Annotated in this window: 22 protein-coding genes; 15 read left to right on the forward strand and 7 right to left on the reverse strand. The window is 63.6% G+C overall.

The features are described from left to right. The first annotated feature begins 45 nt into the window (after positions 1-45). A complete protein-coding gene (locus ACFTOW_RS10115; RefSeq protein ID WP_379915247.1) occupies positions 46-345 on the forward strand; it encodes a DUF6477 family protein in 300 nt (99 codons plus the stop codon). On the opposite strand, the gene ACFTOW_RS10120 is transcribed toward ACFTOW_RS10115, so the two are convergent. After that, the gene (locus ACFTOW_RS10120; RefSeq protein WP_379915249.1) at positions 338-1885 is read right to left on the reverse strand and encodes a trimethylamine methyltransferase family protein; all 1548 of its coding nucleotides are present in this window, start codon (positions 1883-1885) and stop codon (positions 338-340) included. The genes ACFTOW_RS10115 and ACFTOW_RS10120 overlap by 8 nt on opposite strands. 168 nt (positions 1886-2053) lie before the next feature. On the opposite strand from ACFTOW_RS10120, the gene guaA reads away from it, so the two are divergent. From guaA to ACFTOW_RS10155, 7 genes are all read left to right on the forward strand, one after another. Continuing rightward, positions 2054-3619 carry a glutamine-hydrolyzing GMP synthase gene (gene guaA, locus ACFTOW_RS10125; protein WP_379915251.1) on the forward strand — a complete coding sequence of 522 codons (1566 nt, stop codon included), beginning with the start codon at positions 2054-2056 and terminating at the stop codon, positions 3617-3619. Between the two features lie 78 nt (positions 3620-3697). Next, positions 3698-4585: a DMT family transporter gene (locus ACFTOW_RS10130; protein WP_379915253.1), complete on the forward strand. Its 888-nt coding sequence runs from the start codon at positions 3698-3700 to the stop codon at positions 4583-4585. A 51-nt stretch (positions 4586-4636) separates the two neighbouring features. After that, positions 4637-5497, forward strand: a complete 861-nt coding sequence (locus tag ACFTOW_RS10135) for an ATPase (RefSeq protein WP_379915255.1) — start codon at positions 4637-4639, stop codon at positions 5495-5497. Between the two features lie 24 nt (positions 5498-5521). After that, entirely contained in the window at positions 5522-6445 is a 924-nt protein-coding gene (locus ACFTOW_RS10140; protein ID WP_379915257.1) for a homoserine O-succinyltransferase, read from the forward strand. A 1-nt stretch (position 6446) separates the two neighbouring features. Continuing rightward, on the forward strand, positions 6447-7415 hold the full coding sequence (locus ACFTOW_RS10145; protein WP_379915259.1) for an alpha/beta fold hydrolase: 969 nt from the start codon (positions 6447-6449) through the stop codon (positions 7413-7415). Positions 7416-7457: 42 nt separating this feature from the next. Then, a complete protein-coding gene (gene ppk2 / locus ACFTOW_RS10150; RefSeq protein ID WP_379915261.1) occupies positions 7458-8327 on the forward strand; it encodes a polyphosphate kinase 2 in 870 nt (289 codons plus the stop codon). After that, positions 8320-8937: a TetR/AcrR family transcriptional regulator gene (locus ACFTOW_RS10155; RefSeq protein ID WP_379915263.1), complete on the forward strand. Its 618-nt coding sequence runs from the start codon at positions 8320-8322 to the stop codon at positions 8935-8937. The genes ppk2 and ACFTOW_RS10155 overlap by 8 nt, the downstream gene beginning before the upstream one ends. Positions 8938-9071: 134 nt before the next feature. On the opposite strand, the gene rpsI is transcribed toward ACFTOW_RS10155, so the two are convergent. The 3 genes from rpsI to ACFTOW_RS10170 all read right to left on the reverse strand — a co-directional run bounded on the left by rpsI (position 9072) and on the right by ACFTOW_RS10170 (position 11105). After that, positions 9072-9560, reverse strand: coding sequence for a 30S ribosomal protein S9 (gene rpsI, locus ACFTOW_RS10160; RefSeq protein ID WP_379915265.1), 489 nt, complete (start codon positions 9558-9560; stop codon positions 9072-9074). Further along, positions 9560-10027 (reverse strand): 50S ribosomal protein L13, encoded by a 468-nt coding sequence (rplM, locus tag ACFTOW_RS10165; protein WP_379915267.1) that lies wholly within the window; start codon positions 10025-10027, stop codon positions 9560-9562. The genes rpsI and rplM overlap by 1 nt, the downstream gene beginning before the upstream one ends. A gap of 172 nt (positions 10028-10199) precedes the next feature. After that, the gene (locus tag ACFTOW_RS10170; protein ID WP_379915269.1) at positions 10200-11105 is read right to left on the reverse strand and encodes a DMT family transporter; all 906 of its coding nucleotides are present in this window, start codon (positions 11103-11105) and stop codon (positions 10200-10202) included. A 243-nt stretch (positions 11106-11348) separates the two neighbouring features. On the opposite strand from ACFTOW_RS10170, the gene speD reads away from it, so the two are divergent. Further along, positions 11349-11858 carry an adenosylmethionine decarboxylase gene (gene speD, locus ACFTOW_RS10175; protein ID WP_379915271.1) on the forward strand — a complete coding sequence of 170 codons (510 nt, stop codon included), beginning with the start codon at positions 11349-11351 and terminating at the stop codon, positions 11856-11858. Beyond that, positions 11855-12715: a polyamine aminopropyltransferase gene (speE, locus tag ACFTOW_RS10180; protein ID WP_379915274.1), complete on the forward strand. Its 861-nt coding sequence runs from the start codon at positions 11855-11857 to the stop codon at positions 12713-12715. Before speD ends, speE begins: the two co-directional genes overlap by 4 nt. Before the next feature lie 67 nt (positions 12716-12782). Here the strand turns inward: speE and ACFTOW_RS10185 are convergent, their stop codons facing one another. Beyond that, entirely contained in the window at positions 12783-13202 is a 420-nt protein-coding gene (locus tag ACFTOW_RS10185; RefSeq protein ID WP_379915275.1) for a PaaI family thioesterase, read from the reverse strand. Positions 13203-13259: 57 nt separating this feature from the next. Between ACFTOW_RS10185 and ACFTOW_RS10190 the strand changes: the two genes are divergently transcribed. The 4 genes from ACFTOW_RS10190 (at position 13260) to gluQRS (ending at position 17218) form a co-directional block, all read left to right on the forward strand. Beyond that, entirely contained in the window at positions 13260-14045 is a 786-nt protein-coding gene (locus ACFTOW_RS10190; protein ID WP_379915277.1) for an enoyl-CoA hydratase, read from the forward strand. A 323-nt stretch (positions 14046-14368) separates the two neighbouring features. Further along, complete coding sequence (gene trmFO / locus ACFTOW_RS10195) at positions 14369-15724, forward strand: methylenetetrahydrofolate--tRNA-(uracil(54)-C(5))-methyltransferase (FADH(2)-oxidizing) TrmFO (protein WP_379915279.1); 1356 nt, start codon at positions 14369-14371, stop codon at positions 15722-15724. Between the two features lie 22 nt (positions 15725-15746). Beyond that, positions 15747-16361, forward strand: a complete 615-nt coding sequence (locus ACFTOW_RS10200) for a class I SAM-dependent DNA methyltransferase (RefSeq protein ID WP_379915281.1) — start codon at positions 15747-15749, stop codon at positions 16359-16361. Then, positions 16358-17218, forward strand: coding sequence for a tRNA glutamyl-Q(34) synthetase GluQRS (gene gluQRS / locus ACFTOW_RS10205; RefSeq protein WP_379915283.1), 861 nt, complete (start codon positions 16358-16360; stop codon positions 17216-17218). The genes ACFTOW_RS10200 and gluQRS overlap by 4 nt, the downstream gene beginning before the upstream one ends. Positions 17219-17280: 62 nt before the next feature. Here gluQRS and hisI read toward each other — a convergent pair whose 3' ends face one another. Continuing rightward, positions 17281-17640 carry a phosphoribosyl-AMP cyclohydrolase gene (gene hisI / locus ACFTOW_RS10210; protein ID WP_379915285.1) on the reverse strand — a complete coding sequence of 120 codons (360 nt, stop codon included), beginning with the start codon at positions 17638-17640 and terminating at the stop codon, positions 17281-17283. Positions 17641-17706: 66 nt separating this feature from the next. Here hisI and ACFTOW_RS10215 point away from each other — a divergent pair, with 66 nt between their 5' ends. Beyond that, positions 17707-18159 (forward strand): iron-sulfur cluster assembly scaffold protein, encoded by a 453-nt coding sequence (locus ACFTOW_RS10215; RefSeq protein WP_379915287.1) that lies wholly within the window; start codon positions 17707-17709, stop codon positions 18157-18159. Between the two features lie 193 nt (positions 18160-18352). Here ACFTOW_RS10215 and ACFTOW_RS10220 read toward each other — a convergent pair whose 3' ends face one another. After that, positions 18353-18475 carry a hypothetical protein gene (locus tag ACFTOW_RS10220; RefSeq protein ID WP_379915289.1) on the reverse strand — a complete coding sequence of 41 codons (123 nt, stop codon included), beginning with the start codon at positions 18473-18475 and terminating at the stop codon, positions 18353-18355. Between the last annotated feature and the right edge of the window lie 68 nt (positions 18476-18543).

An 18543-nucleotide genomic window follows, 5' to 3' on the forward strand; every position in this document is an offset into this window, starting at 1 on the left:
TTAGGTTGTGCTTATCTGCGCCTTGCAATCCAGAAGGAGCACATCATGCACGACATCACCTCAATGCTGGGCAATCTGCGTCGTCCGCGCCTGTTGCTGCGGGCCGCGCGTCTGGGGGTAAAGGAGTATCGCAGGGGCGTGCATCTGCGCCCCCTGCTGAAATGCAACGCACTGCCCGGCAATGGGGCCGCGCTTATGGCGCTGCTGGACCTGGAGCACGAGATCGACGCGGAGCGCCGCCGGGGCGACGCGGCTTATGCACCGCTGCGCCATGTCACGGTTCTGATCGCGATGATGGGCGAGGCGCGGCTGATCCGCACCTCGCATGGCTGCGAGGTCAACTGAAGGCGTCGGGCTCCGATGCTTTTCTGGCGGCGACAAAAGCCGCCAGAGCCTCGGCGATGGCAGGGTCCATGCCGGGTTGCTGGTAGTCGCCCAGCATCTTTTCCACACGCGCAGCGGCCAGCATCACGGTGTCGCGCGCACCCTCTTCGGACCATGTCTCGTAGGGTTTGTAATCCAGCAGGTCGGATTTCCAGAAGGCGGATTTGAAATGCGCCTGCGTATGGGCGCAGCCCAGGAAATGCCCGCCCGGGCCCACCTCGCGCAGGGCATCCATGGCCTGTGCGTCTGGGTCCACGGACACGCCCTGCGCCAGCTTGTGCAGCGCGCCAAGCTGGTCGGCATCCATCACGAATTTCTCGAAGCTGGCGACCAGCCCGCCTTCAAGCCAGCCGCAGGCGTGCAGCATGAAGTTGACGCCCGACAACAGGCCCACGTTCAGCGTGTTCGCGGTTTCATAGGCCGCCTGCGCATCGGGCAGTTTCGAGCCGTTGAACGACCCGGCCGAGCGATAGGGCAGCCCCAGTCGCCGCGCCAGTTGCCCCGCGCCATAGGTGATCTGCGCGGCCTCGGGCGTGCCGAACGTGGGCGCGCCGCTGTTCATGTCGATCGAGGTGACGAACGCGCCAAAGATCACCGGCGCACCGGGGCGGATCAGCTGGGAATAGGCGATCCCGGCCATCACCTCGGCCAGAACCTGCGTCAGCGTGCCTGCGACGGACACAGGCGCCATGGCCCCGCCCACGATGAAGGGGCTGATGATGCAGGCTTGGTTGTTGGCGGCATAGACCTCGAGCGCGCCCATCATCACGTCGTCGAAGGTCAGCGGCGAGTTGATGTTGATCAGGCTGGTCATCACCGTGTTGTTCTGGACAAACTCGCGCCCGAACAGGATCTCGCACATGTCCACGCTGTCCTGCGCGCGGCTTTTTTCGGTAACAGACCCCATGAACGGCTTGTCAGACAGGGTCATATGGGCGTGCAGCATGTCCAGATGGCGCTTGTTCACTGCGACATCGGTGGGTTCGCAGACCGTGCCGCCGGAATGGTGCAGCCATTTGGACATATAGCCCAGCTTCACGAACTTGCGAAAATCCTCCATCGTGGCATAGCGGCGCCCGCCGTTGACGTCATGCACGAAGGGCGGGCCGTAGACCGGGGCCAGCACCAGGTTGCGCCCGCCGATCTCGACGTTGCGCGCAGGATTGCGGGCGTGCTGGGTGAACTGGCGGGGCGCCGTGGCGCAAAGCTGCCGGGCCAGACCGCGGGGGATGCGCACGCGCTCACCCTCGATCTCGGCCCCGGCCTGCCGCCACAGCTCCAGCGCGGGGGCGTTGTTGACGAAATTCACCCCGATCTCGGCCAGCACGGTTTCGGCATTGGCCTCGATGATCTCTAGCGCCTCTTCGGTCAGGATGTCGAAATCGGGGATGTTGCGCTCGATAAACCGGGCGGTTTCGAACGACACCGTGCTGCGCGAGGCGCGCCGCGCCGCCCCACCACCGCCGCGGGCAGGTCTCCGGGGGGCATCTGCCTGTGTCATGGTTACTTCCTCCATCGGCGTGGTCCTTGCGCGGCTTGGTTTGTCACCTCATAACGCAGCATGCGACGGCGCTGCTGCGGATTTGCGGCGCTTGAGGGGGGAAAGCGACATGCCGCAACGGCGCGCAACCCGCTTGCGCGCCCGCGCGCAAGGCCGTATTCGGCGGGCATGACACAGCATGACCGCCTTCTTATCATCGACTTTGGCAGCCAGGTGACGCAGCTTATCGCGCGTCGTCTGCGCGAGTTGAATGTCTATTGCGAAATCCACCCCTATCAGAACGTGACCGACGCGTTCCTGGAGGAGTTCTCGCCGCGCGCGATCATCTTTTCCGGCGGGCCGGATTCGGTGATGCGCGAAGGCAGCCCGCGCCCGCCCGCGCGGGCCTATGACCTTGGCGTGCCGATCCTTGGCATCTGCTATGGCCAGCAGGTTATGATGCACGATCTGGGCGGCAAGGTCGAAGCGGGCGAGCATGCCACGGCCGAGTTTGGCCGCGCCTGGGTCAGCCCCTCCGAGGCGCGTCCCGATTTCCTGAACGGCTGGTTCCTGGACGGCTCGGGCCGCGAGCAGGTCTGGATGAGCCATGGCGATCATGTGTCTGAAATCGCACCTGGTTTTCAGGTTCTGGGCACCTCGCCAGGAGCCCCGTTCGCGATCACCGCCGATCTGGACCGGCAGTTTTTCGCGGTGCAGTTCCACCCCGAGGTGCACCACACACCGAACGGCAAGACGCTGTATGAAAACTTCATCCGGCTGGCGGGGTTCACCGGCGACTGGACCATGGACGCCTATCGAGACGAGGCGATCCGCCTGATCCGCGATCAGGTGAGCGACAAAAAGGTCATTTGCGGCCTGTCCGGCGGGGTTGATTCCTCGGTCGCCGCCGTGTTGATCCACGAGGCGATCGGCGACCAGCTGACCTGCGTGTTCGTCGACCACGGGCTGTTGCGCCAGAACGAGGCCGACGAGGTCGTCACCATGTTCCGCGATCACTACAACATCCCGCTGATCCACGCCGACGAGGCCGAGCTGTTCCTGGGCGAGCTGGACGGTGTGTCGGACCCCGAAACCAAACGCAAGATCATCGGTCGGCTGTTCATCGACGTGTTCCAGAAATACGCAAGCGACATCGAGGGCGCCGAATTTCTGGCGCAGGGCACGCTCTACCCGGATGTGATCGAATCGGTCAGCTTTTCGGGTGGGCCGTCGGTGACGATCAAGAGCCACCACAATGTCGGCGGCCTGCCCGAAAAGATGGGGCTGAAGCTGGTTGAACCCCTGCGCGAGCTGTTCAAGGACGAGGTGCGCGCACTGGGCCGCGAGCTGGGCCTGCCCGACAGCTTTATCGGGCGCCATCCGTTTCCCGGCCCCGGTCTTGCCATTCGCTGCCCTGGCGAGATCACCCGCGAAAAGCTGGCGATCCTGCGCAAGGCCGACGCGGTGTTCATCGACCAGATCCGCAAGCATGGCCTGTATGATGATATCTGGCAGGCCTTTGTTGCCATCCTGCCGGTGCGCACGGTGGGTGTGATGGGCGACGGGCGGACCTATGATTTCGCCTGCGCGCTGCGCGCCGTGACATCGGTCGACGGAATGACGGCGGATTACTACCCGTTCAGCCATGATTTCCTTGGCGAAACCGCGACGCGGATCATCAACGAGGTGCGTGGCATCAACCGCGTCACCTATGACGTGACCAGCAAGCCACCGGGCACGATCGAATGGGAGTGACCCTGACCGGCCACACCGACCGGCCTGACGGGCCGTTGACACCCCAAGGCTGTTTCGGCCCCTTGGAAACAGTCCATCATGATTGAGGGCGGAACGCGCAACGTGCTGACCGCGGCGTTGTGGATGACCGGGGCGATCGCCTCATTTTCCACGATGGCCGTTGCGGGGCGTGCTGTCAGCTTTCAGCTCGATACTTTTGAAATCATGATGTATCGCAGCATCGTCGGGCTGCTGATCGTGCTGGGTGTGGGCGCGGCGGCGGGCACGCTGGGACAGATCACGCGGCGGCACATGGGGCTGCACCTGATCCGCAATGTAGGTCATTTCACCGGGCAGAACCTTTGGTTCTTTGCGGTCACGATGATTCCGCTCGCGCAGGTCTTTGCGCTGGAGTTCACCTCGCCGCTGTGGGTGCTGGTGCTGTCGCCGCTGGTTCTGGGCGAGCGGTTCACGCAGGCGCGGGTGATCGCCGCGCTGCTGGGGTTCGTCGGCATCCTGATCGTCGCCCGTCCCAGCCCGGAAAGCATGAACATCGGCGTGATGACCGCCGCACTGGCCGCGATCGGCTTTGCCGTCTCGATCATCTTTACCAAGCGGCTGACGCGCACCGAAAGCCTGACCTGCATCCTGTTCTACATGACGGCAATGCAGGTGGTGATGGGGCTGGTCTGTGCCGGGTATGATGGTGACATCGCCCTGCCCGATGCCAGCACCCTGCCCCTGCTGGTGCTGATCGGATGCGCCGGGCTGCTGGCGCATTTCTGCCTGACCACCGCGCTGGCGCTGGCCCCGGCAACCGTCGTGGTGCCGCTGGATTTCGTGCGCCTGCCGCTGATCGCCGTGGTGGGCATGGCCTTCTATGGCGAGCCGCTGGACATGTTCGTGTTTTTGGGCGCTTTGTTCATTTTCGGGGGCAATTACCTGAATATCTGGACGGAAACGCGCCGCCGGGTGCCAAGCGTTTGACCCCCCCGCGCCCGCCCGCTAACAGATGGCGGGTGACACGGGGGATGGCCGATGCTGTATCAGACTGCCGATGAGTGGCGCAGCGCAACGCGCAGGCGGGTGCTGTTCTTTGCCATGTCGGGGCTGGGCAAGACCCATGTGTCCAGCATGCTGCGCGACAGCGGCGACTGGTTCCACTATTCGATCGATTACCGCATCGGCACGCGCTACATGGGCGAGTATATCGCCGACAACGCCAAGGCCCACGCGATGAAGGTGCCGTTCCTGCGCAAGCTGTTGTTGTCGGATTCGATCTATATCGGCTCCAACATCACCTTCGACAATCTGGCGCCCGTCTCGGCCTATCTGGGCAAGCCGGGCGATCCCGAACGCGGCGGGCTGGCCTATGACGAGTACACCCGCCGGCAGGGGCAGTTCCGTACGGCTGAAATTCACGCACTGATGGACACTGCCTATTTCATCGAACGGGCCGAGCGGCTGTATGGCTATCCGCATTTCGTCTGCGATACTGGCGGGTCGATCTGTGAATGGGTCGATCCAGATGATCCGCATGACCCGCTGATGACGGAACTGGCGCAGCACACGCTGATGGTCTGGATCAAGGGAGACGCGGCGCATACCGCCGAACTGATCCGCCGCTTTGACCGCGCGCCCAAGCCGATGTCGTATCAGCCCGAATTCCTGAACCGGGTCTGGCACCAGTATCTGAACGAAAACAACATGAAGGAAGGCGATGTTGATCCTGATGCCTTCATCCGCTGGACCTATGCGCAGGCGCTGGCACATCGTCAACCGCGCTATGAAAAGATGGCTGCGCGCTGGGGCATCACCATATCTGCCGATGACGTGGCACGGGTAAGAACCGCTGCTGATTTCGACACGCTGATCGCAGATACCCTGACCACACGCTGACCCACACAAGGACTCGACCGACCCATGCCGATTAAACTGCCCTCTGATCTGCCGGCCTTTGACGTGCTCACGCGCGAGGGCGTGATGGTCATGTCCGAGGATGCAGCCGCACGGCAGGACATCCGCCCGCTGCGCATCGGCCTGCTGAACCTGATGCCCAAGAAGATCCAGACCGAAAACCAGTTTGCCCGACTGATCGGCGCCACGCCCTTGCAGATCGAGTTCAGCCTGATCCGCATGAGCGAGCACGCCACCCGCAACACCGCCGCCGAGCATATGGAGGCGTTCTATCGCCCGTTCTGCGAAGTGGCCGATACCGGCGAGAAATTCGACGGGCTGGTGATCACCGGCGCCCCGGTCGAGCATCTGCCCTTCGACGAGGTGACATACTGGGACGAGCTGACCCGCGTGTTCGACTGGACCCAGACCAACGTGTTGTCCACCTTTGGCGTGTGCTGGGGCGGGATGGCGATGATCAACTATTTCAACGGCGTGCTCAAGCATATGCTTGGGTCAAAGGCATTCGGCTGTTTCCGGCACCGCAACCTTGACCCGGCTTCGCCCTATCTGCGCGGATTTTCCGACGATTGCGTGATCCCCGTCAGCCGCTGGACCGAAGTGCGCCAACCCGATATCGACGCGGTGCCGGGGCTGACCACATTGCTGGGCAGCGACGAGGTGGGGCCATGTCTGGTCGAGGATACGGACCATCGCGCGCTTTATATCTTCAACCACCTGGAATACGACAGCTACACGCTGAAGGAAGAATATGACCGGGATATCGCAAGCGGCACGCCTGTCACGGTGCCGGTCAACTACTATCCCGATGACAATCCCTTGATGCTGCCGCAGAACAGGTGGCGCAGCCACGCACATCTCCTATATGGCAACTGGATCAACCAGATATACCAGACCACGCCATATGACATCACGCAGATCGGGACTTAGAATGCTGGGCGCCGCCCTGACCATCGCCGCCTTGGCGGGGTGTGGCGTGGTGGTCGACCGTCAGGCCGACCTGCGCGAGGCGTCGGCGGAGTCGCGCTATCCCCCGACAGGCAAGCTGATCGAGGTGCAGGGCCGCACCATCCATGCCCATATCGAAGGGTCCGGCCCCGACCTGGTGCTGTTGCACGGGGCCAGTGGCAACACCCGCGATTTCACCTTTTCCTTTATCGACCGGCTGAAAGACGATTACCGCGTCATCGCCTTTGACCGTCCGGGCCTTGGCTGGTCCGAGCGCGCCTCCGAGACCTATGGCCCTTGGAATCCGAAGGGCGAAAGCCCGATGGAGCAGGCCGCGCTGTTGCAGGCTGCTGCGGATCAACTGGGTGTCAAACGACCGCTTGTGCTGGGCCATTCCTATGGGGGTGCGGTGGCGCTGGCCTGGGGGTTGGCGCGTCCCGATGACACCGCCGGGCTGATCGTGGTGGCGGGTGCCTCCAACCCCTGGCCAGGTGGTTTGGGGCCGCTGTACCGGGTCATCGGGTCAAGCTGGGGCGGCGCGCTGATCGCGCCGCTGATCACCGCCTGGGCGCCCGAAGACCGGGTGGACGACGCGCTGGCCGGCATCTTTGCGCCCGACCCCGTTCCCCCCGGCTATTCCCGGCATATCGGCGCGGGGCTGACCCTGCGGCGCGAAAGCTTTCGCGCCAACGCGCGGCAGGTCAACACCCTGCGCCCGCACCTGGTCGAGATGAGCGAACGTTATCCGACGCTGCAAATGCCGGTCGAGATCGTGCACGGCACCGAAGACACCACCGTGCCGCTGGACATCCACTCTGAACCGCTGTCGCGCCAGATCCCAGGCGCCAACCTGACCCGTTTGGACGGCATCGGCCACATGCCACACCATGCCGCCCCCGAGGCGGTCGAGGCCGCGATTGACCGTGCCGCCCGCCGCGCGCGATTGCGTTAACCCGGTTAACATCTCATACTGTGCCGAAAAAAGGAGAGGCTTATGGAGCTGCCATTTGACGGCGCGATCAGCGATTTCTACCACAACGACGCCCCCAGACCGATACGCGAAGCGATCGCGCGCGCCGACAAGGATGACATCCTGAACCCCGACTACCCCCATTCCGAACGGATGAAGGGCAAGACCTATGATCGCGACATGGACCGGCTGCAGATCGAACTGGTCAAGCTGCAGCACTGGGTCAAGGCGTCCGGCACCCGCATCGCCATGGTGTTCGAAGGCCGCGACGCCGCCGGCAAGGGTGGCACGATCAAGCGGTTCCGCGAAAACCTGAACCCGCGCGGCGCACGGGTTGTCGCGCTGTCCAAACCGTCGGACGTGGAACAGACGCAATGGTATTTCCAGCGCTATGTCGACCACCTGCCCGCCGGCGGCGAAATCGTGTTCTATGACCGCAGCTGGTACAACCGTGGCGTGGTCGAGCATGTGTTCGGCTTTTGCACCCCGGACCAGCGGCTGCATTTCTTTACGCAAGTCCCCGATTTCGAGCGCATGCTGGTCGACGAGGGGATTCACCTGTTCAAGTTCTGGCTCAACGTTGGCCAGGCCGAACAGTTGCAGCGGTTTCTTGACCGCGAAAACGACCCGCTGAAGCAATGGAAACTCAGCCGGATCGACGTCGAGGGGCTACAGAAATGGGATGCCTATTCCGAGGCGATCAAGGAGACGCTGGCACGCAGTCACACCACCTTTGCGCCCTGGACGGTGATCCGTTCGGATGACAAGAAACGCGCGCGGCTGGCCGCCATCCGCACCGTGCTGCATGCGCTGGATTATGACCGCAAGGATGCCGCCGCCATCGGCCCGATCGACGACGCGATTTGCGGCGATCCGGGTATCTGGGATGGCTAAACGCGGCTATCACCACGGAAATCTGCGACAGGCCCTTGTCGATGCGGCATTGGCGTTGATCGAGGAGAAAGGCCCGACCGGCTTTACCCTGTCCGAGGCGGCAAAACAGGCCGGCGTGACCCCCGCCGCCGTCTATCGCCATTTCGAGGGCCGCGAAGACCTGATCGCCGAGGCCGCACGGCAAGGCTACGAGATTTTTTCCGATCTGATGGATTACGCCTATCAGACCGGCCAGCCTTCGGCTCTTGCCGCGTTCGAGGCGACGGGTCGCGCCTATCTGGCCTTTGCGCGCAAATATCCCGGCCACTACATCGCAATGTTCGAAAGCGGCATTAGCATCAACCGCAACGCCGATTTGGCCGCCGTGGCGATGCGCGCCTCGGACGTTCTGGAACGGGCAGCGCGCGATCTGTCCCAGCATATCCCGCCCGAAAAACGCCCGCCGGCCGCGATGTTCTCGGCGCATATCTGGGCCATGTCGCATGGCGTGGTCGAGTTGTTCGCGCGCAACTCACCCGGTCGCGCCAGCCCCTTCCCGCCCGAGGAATTGCTGGAATCGGCCATCGGCGTCTACCTGCGTGGCCTGGGATTGATCCCGGCTGACGACTGAGGCGAACAGCGCAGGTCCGGTGCATGGCGATTGCAAGCCTCACTGCGTGTGCGCGCATCACAGACAGTTCAAGACCCGAACGAAAAAGGGCCGCCCATCCGGACGGCCCCTTGCCAAAACTTTGCGCGGAAAAATCAGCGCTTGGAGAACTGGAAACTCCGGCGCGCCTTGCGACGACCGTATTTCTTGCGCTCGACCACGCGGCTGTCGCGGGTCAGGAAGCCTGCCGCTTTCAGCGCGCCGCGCAGCGACGGTTCATAAAGCTGCAGCGCCTTGGACACACCATGACGCACGGCACCCGCCTGACCGGACAGGCCACCGCCCTTGACGGTCGCCATCACGTCGAACTCGCCCGTGACACCGGCCACATCGAAGGGCTGGCGCAGGATCATCTGCAGCACCGGGCGCGCGAAATAGACGTGCATTTCCTTGCCGTTCACGGTGACCTTGCCCGAACCGGGCTTGATCCACACGCGGGCAACCGCATCCTTGCGCTTGCCGGTGGCATAGGACCGGCCAAGGCTGTCGCGAACGGGTTCACGCGGCGCTTCTTCGACCATGGTGGCCAGGTCGTCGGAAACCGCGCCCTTCAGCTCTTCCAGGGAATTGATCTGATCAGCCATTATTTTGCCACCCGCGTGTTCTTGGAGTTCATGGATTTCACATCCAGCACCTCGGGGCTTTGCGCCTCGTGCGGATGCGCGGCACCGGCGTAGACGCGCAGGTTGGTCATCTGCTGGCGTGCCAGGGTATTGCCCGGCAGCATCCGCTTGATCGCGGCGGTCACGACACGCTCAGGGTACTTGCCCTCAAGCAGTTCACCTGCGGTGCGGTGCTTGATGCCGCCCGGGTGGCCGGTGTGCCAGTAGTATTTCTTGTCGGTGCGCTTGTTGCCAGTCATCTGCACCTTGTCGGCGTTGATGATGATGACATTGTCACCCATGTCCATGTGCGGCGTAAAGCTGGGCTTGTGCTTGCCACGCAGGCGCATCGCGACGATCGAGGCGAGACGGCCCAGAACAACGCCCTCGGCGTCGATCAGGATCCATTTCTTCTCGATGTCTGCAGGCGTTGCAGAAAAGGTTTTCATTCGGGATCACCACTGTTTTCAGGTCATGGCCACGGAACACGCCCGCAGCCCTATTCGGATTGCGCGGTTATATACCCCGCAAGTTTCCGGTCAAGCGCACAATACGGGATTTATCACTGCAAAAACAGCATCTTGCAAAATAGGTATTATTTTACCCCAATAAACCGGATGCTCAGACCACGGTTTTGACCCGCCTTTCGCGCCAGATGATCAGCGCCCCCGCAGCCACGATCAGCAACACGCCCGGAAACAGGGTATCCACCGGCGCCTCGCCGAAAAACACCCAGCCAAAGACAAAGGCGGTGATCAACCCGAAATACCCGAATGGCGCCAGCAGCGATGGCGCCCCCATCCGGTAGGCCAGCATCATGAACAGCACCCCCGTCCCGCCCAAAGTGGACATGACAAAGATCATCCCCGCATCCTGCCAGCTTGCCAGCGCCGTGAACTCGGTCGTCAGAGCCGCAAGGATGATCGCGCCCACCGCCGCCGACCCCGAGGCGTAAAGATACAGCAACCCGTTCGACGTGCCCGGGCCAAAGAACCGCACCGAGATCATCGAGAACGCATAGCACAGCGCCGCCCCCACCGGCAAAAGCGCATAGACCGAGAACGCCTCGCTGCCCGGGCGCATGATCCACACCGCCCCGGCAAAGCCGATGACCAGCGCCGCGATGCGCCATGGGCCCACCCGTTCGCCCAGCAGCACCACCGACAGCATCACGACAAAGAGCGCATTGGTCTGCGCCAGCGCAGACACCGTGGCCAGCTCCAGCACCGCCAAGGCACCGTAGAAAAACACCTGCGCCACGGCCACGACCAGGCCGCGGACCACCGCCAGCGGCCACTTCTCGATCCGCAGGTTGGTGCCGCGCAGGCGCAGCTCTCCGGTCGCCACCAGCAAGGCCAGGCTGGGCACGATCCCCAGAACATTGCGATAGGCCGACAGTTCCAGAGGCGAATAGCGCGCCGACAACAGCCGCACCAGAACGCCCATCAGGTCGAAACAGACCAATGCCAGCAACAACAGCCCCACCGCCTGCACCGCCCGTCTGTGATCTGCCGCTGCCTGATCCATCTGTCTTGCCTCCTGCGCCATGAACACCTGCCCGCCGCCGGAACACAAGCGCACCCGCCCTAGATGACGCAGCAAAACCATAGGTCCATGATTTTTCGCCGCACCTGCGAGAAACACCTTGATCGAGTCAGCCGCAGGCCTTAAGTGCCCCCTACTTTCGGAACCGATCCCAACCCGTGATGACTTCCCGGGGGGCGCTAAGGGACCGACTGGAACGCACTGCTGGCTTGAAGGAGGCACGTCATGAAAGACGTAAACCTCTTCCAACTGGGGTACGGTCTGGAGACAGGCGCCCAAGAGGAAGACACCACGCGAGGGGTAACCCCCGCATGCGACCGCGACGTATTCGACGATACGCGCGACGATCATTTCATCCGCGACGAAAACGGCGTTTTCGCTGGCACCCATCTGATCATCGAGGTGGTGCAGGGCGAAGGGCTGGATGACGAGGCGCGCATTGCCAACGCATTCCGCGATATCGTCACCACCTGTGGCGCGACGCTGCTGCATATCCACACCCACAAGTTCTCGCCCCAGGGCGTATCGGGCGTGGCGGTTCTGGCCGAAAGCCACATCTCGGTCCACACGTGGCCCGAGATCGACTATGGCGCGTTCGACGTGTTCATGTGTGGCGATGCCAAGCCCTGGCTGGCCGTCGATGTGCTGGCCCGCGCGTTCAACACCGCCGATGTCCGCGTGCGCCAGTTGCGCCGTGGCGAGGGCGTGGTGTCCGAGGCGGGCATACCGGCATGACCGACTGGTCAACCGAGGCACTGCATGCCGACTACGCCCAGAGCCTGCGTGTGGACAAGCTGATCTATGACAGCGAAACCGCGCATCAGCGCCTGCGCGTGTTCGAGAATCCGACCTTTGGCCGGGTTCTCACCCTCGATGACGTGGTCCAGACCACCGAGGCCGACAACGCCATCTACCACGAGATGCTGACCCATGTGCCGATCCTCGCCCATGGCGCGGCGGCACGGGTCTGCATCATCGGCGGCGGCGATGGCGGCATGGCGCGCGAGGTGCTGAAACACGCAACCGTCAGCCATGTCACCATGGTCGAGATCGACGGCGGCGTGGTGGCGTTTTCCAGGCAGTACCTCCCCAGCCTCAGCGCGGGGGCATTCGACGATCCGCGCCTTGATCTGGTCATCGCCGATGGTGCCGATTTCATGCGCGACACCAAGGGCGGCTTCGACGTCATCATCGTCGATTCCACCGATCCGGTCGGCCCGGGCGAGGTGCTGTTCACCGACACATTCTATGGCCACGCCAAACGCGCGCTGGCCCCGAACGGTATCCTTGTCACGCAGAACGGCGTGCCCTTCCTGCAGCCGCAGGAACTGACCAACACCATGCGCGCCTTTACCGCTCTGTTTGCCGATGCCACCTGCTACTTGGCCTCGATCCCGACCTACGCGGGCGGGCCGATGGCCTTTGGCTGGGGCACCGATGGCGACGCGCGCGCCACGCCGCCGGATGTGCTGCAAGGCCGGTTCGACGCGGCGGGGCTGGCCCCCTACTACTACACGCCGCAGGTCCACAAGGCGGCCTTTGCCCTACCCGGCTATGTCGCACGGCTGCTGCCCGGGTCTTCCTCTCTCTGAAAATATCCCGGGGGGGGTGAGGCCGCAAGGCCGAGGGGGGCAGCGCCCCCCTGCCCGGCCGACGCGCCTAGCGCGGCGGAATCGAATAGGTCATCGACGCCCGCGCCACGGGCTGATCCACCCCGTCGGAATACATCAGCACATCGCCCACCGCCAAGACCCGGCCCAGTTTCAGCAACCGGCAGCGGGCGACGATATCCTTGCCCGACGCGGGTTTGCGCATGAAATCGATGCTGCCATTGGTCGTCACCGCCAGACCCTGCGGGCCGATCATCGCCAGCACGGCCAGGTAGATCGCGCAATCGGCCAGCGAGAACATCGACGGTCCCGACACCGTGCCGCCCGGGCGCAGATGGCGCCCCTCGACCTTCAGCCGCAGGTCGATTTCCATCGGTGCCAGCCGGTCGATCGCGAAATCCGGGGCCACCTGCGGAAACTCCGCCGCCATGAAATCGGTCAGTTCCGCCACTTCCATCTTCAGGGTCATCTTGTCCTCCGTCCCGTCCCGCAGCTAGAGTTGTCCGGAATTGGATCGGAGGACAAGATGACCCTGCTGGAACGTCACGACACGAATGCGGTCGCCCACCTGACGCTGAACGCGCCGGAAAAGCTCAATGCGCTCAGCGACGGGATGCTGGCCGCCTTGCAGGAACAATTCGACACGCTGCAAGGCGACGCCACGACTCGTGCAGTGGTGATCAAGGGCGCGGGCAAGGCGTTCTGCGCGGGTCACGACCTCAAAGAAATGACCGCCGGGCGACAGGCCGAGGATGGCGAGCGCGCCTATTTCAAGGATCTGTTCGACCGCTGCGCCACCATGATGACCAGCATCCGGGCCCTGCCCCAGCCGGTGATCGCGCAGGTCCACGGCATCGCCACCGCGGCGGGTTGTCAGCTTGTGGCAAGCTGCGACATGGCCGTGGCCGCGCAGGGCACGAAATTCGGCGTCAACGGTGTCAACATCGGGCTGTTCTGCTCGACCCCGATGGTGGCGCTGACCCGCAACATCCCGCGCAAGCACGCGTTCGAGATGCTGACCACCGGACAGTTCATCCCCGCCGAGCGGGCCGAGGCGCTGGGGCTGGTCAACCGCGTCGTGGCGCCCGATCAACTCGACGAGGCTGCACAGGACCTGGCCGAAACCGTCGCCGCGAAACTTGGCGCGGCGGTCAGAATCGGCAAGGAGGCGTTCTACACCCAGGTCGAAATGACCCTTGATGACGCCTATGACTATACCGGGGACGTCATGGTGCAGAACATGCTGTATCGCGACACGGTCGAGGGCATCGCCGCGTTTCTGGAAAAACGCCCGCCAATCTGGCCGCAGTGATGCCATTGTTTCCACAATTGTGCCCCATAGTTTCCACCGTCGGCGCTTTCCCGTACGGGCCTTTGTTGCTACAACTTTAGCGATCGAGCTCGGAGCATGCTCCGGATGCGCTCGGTGGGTATGCGTGTGTGGGTTGCCGGCAGGATTGTCGGCCTACGTCTCTCCAGGCCAGCCTCTCACTGGTTGCCGGGAAACCATGTACGGCGACCCACGTCAGCTCCGCTGAAACACCACTGCGACCGCGCTGGATCGACCGCGCCGGTGCTGACGGCGATTATCGCTTACCCTTTGCCAAATCGTCCGCAATCCCCTAGATCACAGGCATGAAAAAGACATTGCATATCGTAGGCGGCGGCATGGCCGGTGCCGAGGCCGCATGGCAGGCCGCCCAGGCGGGTGTAGACGTGGTGATCCACGAAATGCGCCCCAAAGTCGAAACCTTTGCCCATCGCACCGGCAATCTGGCCGAAATGGTCTGCTCGAACTCGTTCCGCTCGGACGATGACGAACAGAACGCCGTCGGGCTGCTGCATTGGGAAATGCGCGCCGCCGGCGGGCTGATCATGGCCATGGCCGACCGCCACCGCCTGCCCGCAGGCGGCGCGCTTGCGGTGGATCGCGACGTGTTCTCGCAGGCCGTCACCGATACCCTGCACGCCCTGCCCAACGTGACCGTCAGCCACGAGGAAATCACCGATCTGCCCACCGATGGCCACTGGATCATCGCCACCGGGCCGCTGACCTCGGACGCGCTGGGGCAGGCCATAGCAGATGAGACAGGGGCGGAACGGCTGGCCTTTTTCGACGCCATCGCGCCCATCGTCTATGCCGACACCATCGACATGTCGGTGGCGTGGGAGCAGTCGCGCTATGACAAGGGCGAGACCGAGGCAGAGCAAAAGGCCTATATCAACTGCCCGATGACCCGCGATCAGTACGAGGCCTTCATCGACGCGCTGCTGGCCGCCGACAAGACCGAGTTTCACGAGGGCGAAACGGCAAAGTATTTCGACGGATGCCTGCCGATCGAGGTGATGGCCGAGCGCGGCCGCGAAACCCTGCGCCACGGCCCGATGAAGCCCATCGGCCTGACCAACGCGCATGATCCCGACACCAAGGCCTATGCCGTGGTGCAGCTACGCCGCGACAACGCGTTGGGGACGCTGTACAATATCGTGGGCTTCCAGACCAAGATGAAATACGGCGCGCAAACCGCTGTTTTCAAAATGATACCGGGTTTGCAGAATGCCAGCTTTGCACGGTTGGGCGGGATCCACCGCAACACCTTTATCAACTCGCCCACCCTTCTGGATGCGCAGATGCGGCTGAAATCGCGGCCCAACATCCGCTTTGCCGGTCAGATCACAGGGGTCGAAGGCTATGTGGAATCCTCGGCCATGGGCTTGCTGGCCGGGCGCATGGCCGCCGCCGAAATCCTGGGTCGGCCCATGCCCGAGGTGCCGCAGGACACCGCAATGGGGGCGCTGATCCATCACATCACCGGCGGGGCCGAGGCCAAGACGTTTCAGCCGATGAACGTGAACTTCGGCCTGTTCCGCCCGCTGGATGGGCTGAAAGGCGGGCGCAAGGGGCGCAAGGACCGCTACAAGGCCTATACCGACCGGGCCAAGGCGGCATGGTCAGAGTGGCTGGGGAACGGCGCACTGGACGCAGCCTGACCCTGCAGCCTATACTGGGGGCATGACCAAGACTTTCTTTGACCGCGTCTACGACATCCCCGAGGACGGGGATACCCGCCAACTCTACGCCGAATGGGCCACCAGCTACGAGGCTGATCTGAAGGCCAACGGCTATGCCACACCGCTGCGGATCGCCAAGGCGCTGAGGCGGTTCACCCCCGACCCGTCGATGCCTCTGCTGGACTATGGTTGTGGCACGGGGATGTCGGGCGACGCCTTTGCAACGGCCGGCTTCACCTGTGTTGACGGGCTCGACGTGACACCCGAGATGCTGGACGTGGCAAGGGACAAGGGCATCTACCGCAATGTTCTGCTGGCCGATCCTGACACCCCGCCCCCGGTCAGCGCCGAAAGCTATCCGATGATTGCCGCCGTCGGCGTCATCGGTGTCGGAGCGGCGCCCTTGTCGGTGTTTGACGACATCATGCACCTGTTGCCCATGGGCGGCCTGTTTGCCTTTTCGTTCAACGATCATGCGCTGGAACGCCCCGAGTACGAGGCCAAGCTGAACGAGTGGCTCGACACCGCCGCCGCCCGCCTGAAAATGCGCGAGCATGGCCCGCATATCGCCGCCCTCGATCTGGGCGCGAATGTCTATGTGCTTGAAAAAGCGTGACGATCCGCACCCGCTTTGCCCCATCGCCCACCGGCCCGCTGCATCTGGGCCACGCCTATGCCGCCTTTGTCGCCTTTGACATGGCGCAGGCGCAGGGCGGGCGATGCCTGCTGCGGATCGAGGATATCGACCAGACCCGCGCCAGACCTGAATGGGAGGCGCAGATCTACGACGACCTGCATTGGCTGGGGCTGACCTGGCCGCAGCCCGTCCTGCGCCAGTCCGACAACATGAAGGCCTACGCCCAAGCCATTGATACCCTGTGGCAATCTGGCCTTCTTTACCCCTGCCACTGCAACCGGCGCGACATCGCCCAGGCCGCCAGCGCCCCGCAGGAAGGCGCGCCGATGCTTGGCCCCGATGGCATCGTCTACCCCGGCACATGCCGCCCCGACACGCCGCCGACAGGCCCTGTACCGACAGATTGCGCCCTGCGCCTGGACATGGCCCGCGCGATGGAGCGCGCCGGACCGGTCAGCTTCACCGAAACCGGCAGCGGCCCCAAAGGCGAGACCGGTCGCATCGTCCTTGCCACCGGCACCGCACAAACCACCATCGGCGACGTCGTGATCGCACGGCGCGATTTCGGCACCTCCTATCACCTGTCGGTGGTCGTCGATGACGCGGCGCAGGCCATCTCCCATGTGACGCGCGGCCACGACCTGTTCAGCGCCACACCGGTCCACGCCCTACTGCAACGGCTTCTGGGCCTGCCCACCCCGGTCTATCACCATCACAGGCTGATCCGCGATGACGGAGGCAAACGGCTGGCCAAGCGCGACGACGCCCGCGCCATCGCCACCTTTCGTGCCGACGGGGCCAGCCCACAGGACATCCGCCGCATGGTTGGGTCCTGATCTTCATCTTGCCCGTAAACTCCGGGGGAGTCGCGCGGAACGCGCGCCGGGGGCAGCGCCCCCTAGGCCATCGGCGTCATGATCTCGACCTCTGCGCCCTCGCGCAGCGCGGTATAGAAACAACTGCGCCGGTTGGTGTGGCAGGCCGGTCCGGTCTGGTGCACCAGAACAAGCAGGCAGTCGCGGTCGCAATCCACCCGCATCTCAACCAGCTCCTGCACATGGCCGCTGCTTTCGCCCTTGATCCAGAACGCCTGCCGCGAGCGGCTCCAGTAGGTCACCCGCCCGGTCTCCAGCGTGCGCGACACGGCGTCGCGGTTCATCCAGGCCATCATCAGGACTTCGCCGGTTTCGGCGTCTTGCGCAATGGCGGGGATCAGCCCACGGTCGTCATAGGTCAGACTGTCGGGATCGAAGGGCATGGCATTTTCCTTTGGCATCGGGCGCGGCAGGGCCTATCTATGGCGACAAGCCACGAAGGAAAAGCCATGAGTGCCGAAACCGATATGATCAAGCTCTATTCCGGGCGCATCCTGGAACTGGCAGCGGACATTCCCCATCATCAAAGGCTGGACAATCCGCAGGCCACGGTGCGCAAACGCTCGCCGGTGTGCGGGTCGATGGTCACCGTGGATGTGGACCTGGCGGATGGCAGGCTGGTCCGGTTCGGCCAGGATGTCAAAGCCTGCGCCTTGGGTCAGGCCGCCGCAGCTGTCGTCGGCGGGGCTGCGATCGGGGCCACGCGGCCGCAGATCGAAGCGGCGCGCGATGCCCTGCGCGCCATGCTGAAAGAGGACGGACCGACACCACCCGCCCCGTTCGAAGGGTTCGAGGTGCTGCGCCCCGCACGCGAATACCGCAATCGCCATGCCTCGATCTTGCTGTCGATCGAGGCGCTGGCCGAGGCGATGGCCGAGGTCGAGGCACACCACACCGCCTGATCCCTCTGCCTCCACACAAAAAAAAACCGCCGCGCGTCACAGGGACGGCGGCGGAAAGTGGCGCAATCTGGTCATCCGAAGGCGGGTCAGAGGCAGAGACCCTGGGACAGGATTGAGACAGGCAATATCTCGGCAGCGCATCCTATGGGGATGGGGATGCGCCGCGCTTCGGGCCAGTCGCGCAGGCAGAAACTCAGGACAGAACGGGCAGGTGCAGACCGGCCACCAGCATCACCATAAGCGAAGCGATGCCAAGCGCATCGGAGGCCAGCGTGTCACGGTTGCGGCGCGCGGCGGTAACGATCTGGGTCAGCATCTTGGTTACTCCTGCTTCGTTCCTATGTGTTGCCTCTTTGTTCTCATATCCTTAATCATCTGTAAAGA

Origin of the sequence: Lacimonas salitolerans (assembly GCF_042677865.1) — a bacterium.
Taxonomy (GTDB): domain Bacteria; phylum Pseudomonadota; class Alphaproteobacteria; order Rhodobacterales; family Rhodobacteraceae; genus Lutimaribacter; species Lutimaribacter salitolerans.

Bases quoted from the DNA above. Each gene is read 5' to 3' on its own strand.
- ACFTOW_RS10115 (WP_379915247.1), top strand. From the start codon at position 46: ATGCACGACATCACCTCAATGCTGGGCAATCTGCGTCGTCCGCGCCTG.
- ACFTOW_RS10120 (WP_379915249.1), bottom strand. From the start codon at position 1,885: ATGACACAGGCAGATGCCCCCCGGAGACCTGCCCGCGGCGGTGGTGGG.
- guaA (WP_379915251.1), top strand. From the start codon at position 2,054: ATGACACAGCATGACCGCCTTCTTATCATCGACTTTGGCAGCCAGGTG.
- ACFTOW_RS10130 (WP_379915253.1), top strand. From the start codon at position 3,698: ATGATTGAGGGCGGAACGCGCAACGTGCTGACCGCGGCGTTGTGGATG.
- ACFTOW_RS10135 (WP_379915255.1), top strand. From the start codon at position 4,637: ATGCTGTATCAGACTGCCGATGAGTGGCGCAGCGCAACGCGCAGGCGG.
- ACFTOW_RS10140 (WP_379915257.1), top strand. From the start codon at position 5,522: ATGCCGATTAAACTGCCCTCTGATCTGCCGGCCTTTGACGTGCTCACG.
- ACFTOW_RS10145 (WP_379915259.1), top strand. From the start codon at position 6,447: ATGCTGGGCGCCGCCCTGACCATCGCCGCCTTGGCGGGGTGTGGCGTG.
- ppk2 (WP_379915261.1), top strand. From the start codon at position 7,458: ATGGAGCTGCCATTTGACGGCGCGATCAGCGATTTCTACCACAACGAC.
- ACFTOW_RS10155 (WP_379915263.1), top strand. From the start codon at position 8,320: ATGGCTAAACGCGGCTATCACCACGGAAATCTGCGACAGGCCCTTGTC.
- rpsI (WP_379915265.1), bottom strand. From the start codon at position 9,560: ATGGCTGATCAGATCAATTCCCTGGAAGAGCTGAAGGGCGCGGTTTCC.
- rplM (WP_379915267.1), bottom strand. From the start codon at position 10,027: ATGAAAACCTTTTCTGCAACGCCTGCAGACATCGAGAAGAAATGGATC.
- ACFTOW_RS10170 (WP_379915269.1), bottom strand. From the start codon at position 11,105: ATGGATCAGGCAGCGGCAGATCACAGACGGGCGGTGCAGGCGGTGGGG.
- speD (WP_379915271.1), top strand. From the start codon at position 11,349: ATGAAAGACGTAAACCTCTTCCAACTGGGGTACGGTCTGGAGACAGGC.
- speE (WP_379915274.1), top strand. From the start codon at position 11,855: ATGACCGACTGGTCAACCGAGGCACTGCATGCCGACTACGCCCAGAGC.
- ACFTOW_RS10185 (WP_379915275.1), bottom strand. From the start codon at position 13,202: ATGACCCTGAAGATGGAAGTGGCGGAACTGACCGATTTCATGGCGGCG.
- ACFTOW_RS10190 (WP_379915277.1), top strand. From the start codon at position 13,260: ATGACCCTGCTGGAACGTCACGACACGAATGCGGTCGCCCACCTGACG.
- trmFO (WP_379915279.1), top strand. From the start codon at position 14,369: ATGAAAAAGACATTGCATATCGTAGGCGGCGGCATGGCCGGTGCCGAG.
- ACFTOW_RS10200 (WP_379915281.1), top strand. From the start codon at position 15,747: ATGACCAAGACTTTCTTTGACCGCGTCTACGACATCCCCGAGGACGGG.
- hisI (WP_379915285.1), bottom strand. From the start codon at position 17,640: ATGCCCTTCGATCCCGACAGTCTGACCTATGACGACCGTGGGCTGATC.
- ACFTOW_RS10215 (WP_379915287.1), top strand. From the start codon at position 17,707: ATGAGTGCCGAAACCGATATGATCAAGCTCTATTCCGGGCGCATCCTG.
- ACFTOW_RS10220 (WP_379915289.1), bottom strand. From the start codon at position 18,475: ATGCTGACCCAGATCGTTACCGCCGCGCGCCGCAACCGTGACACGCTG.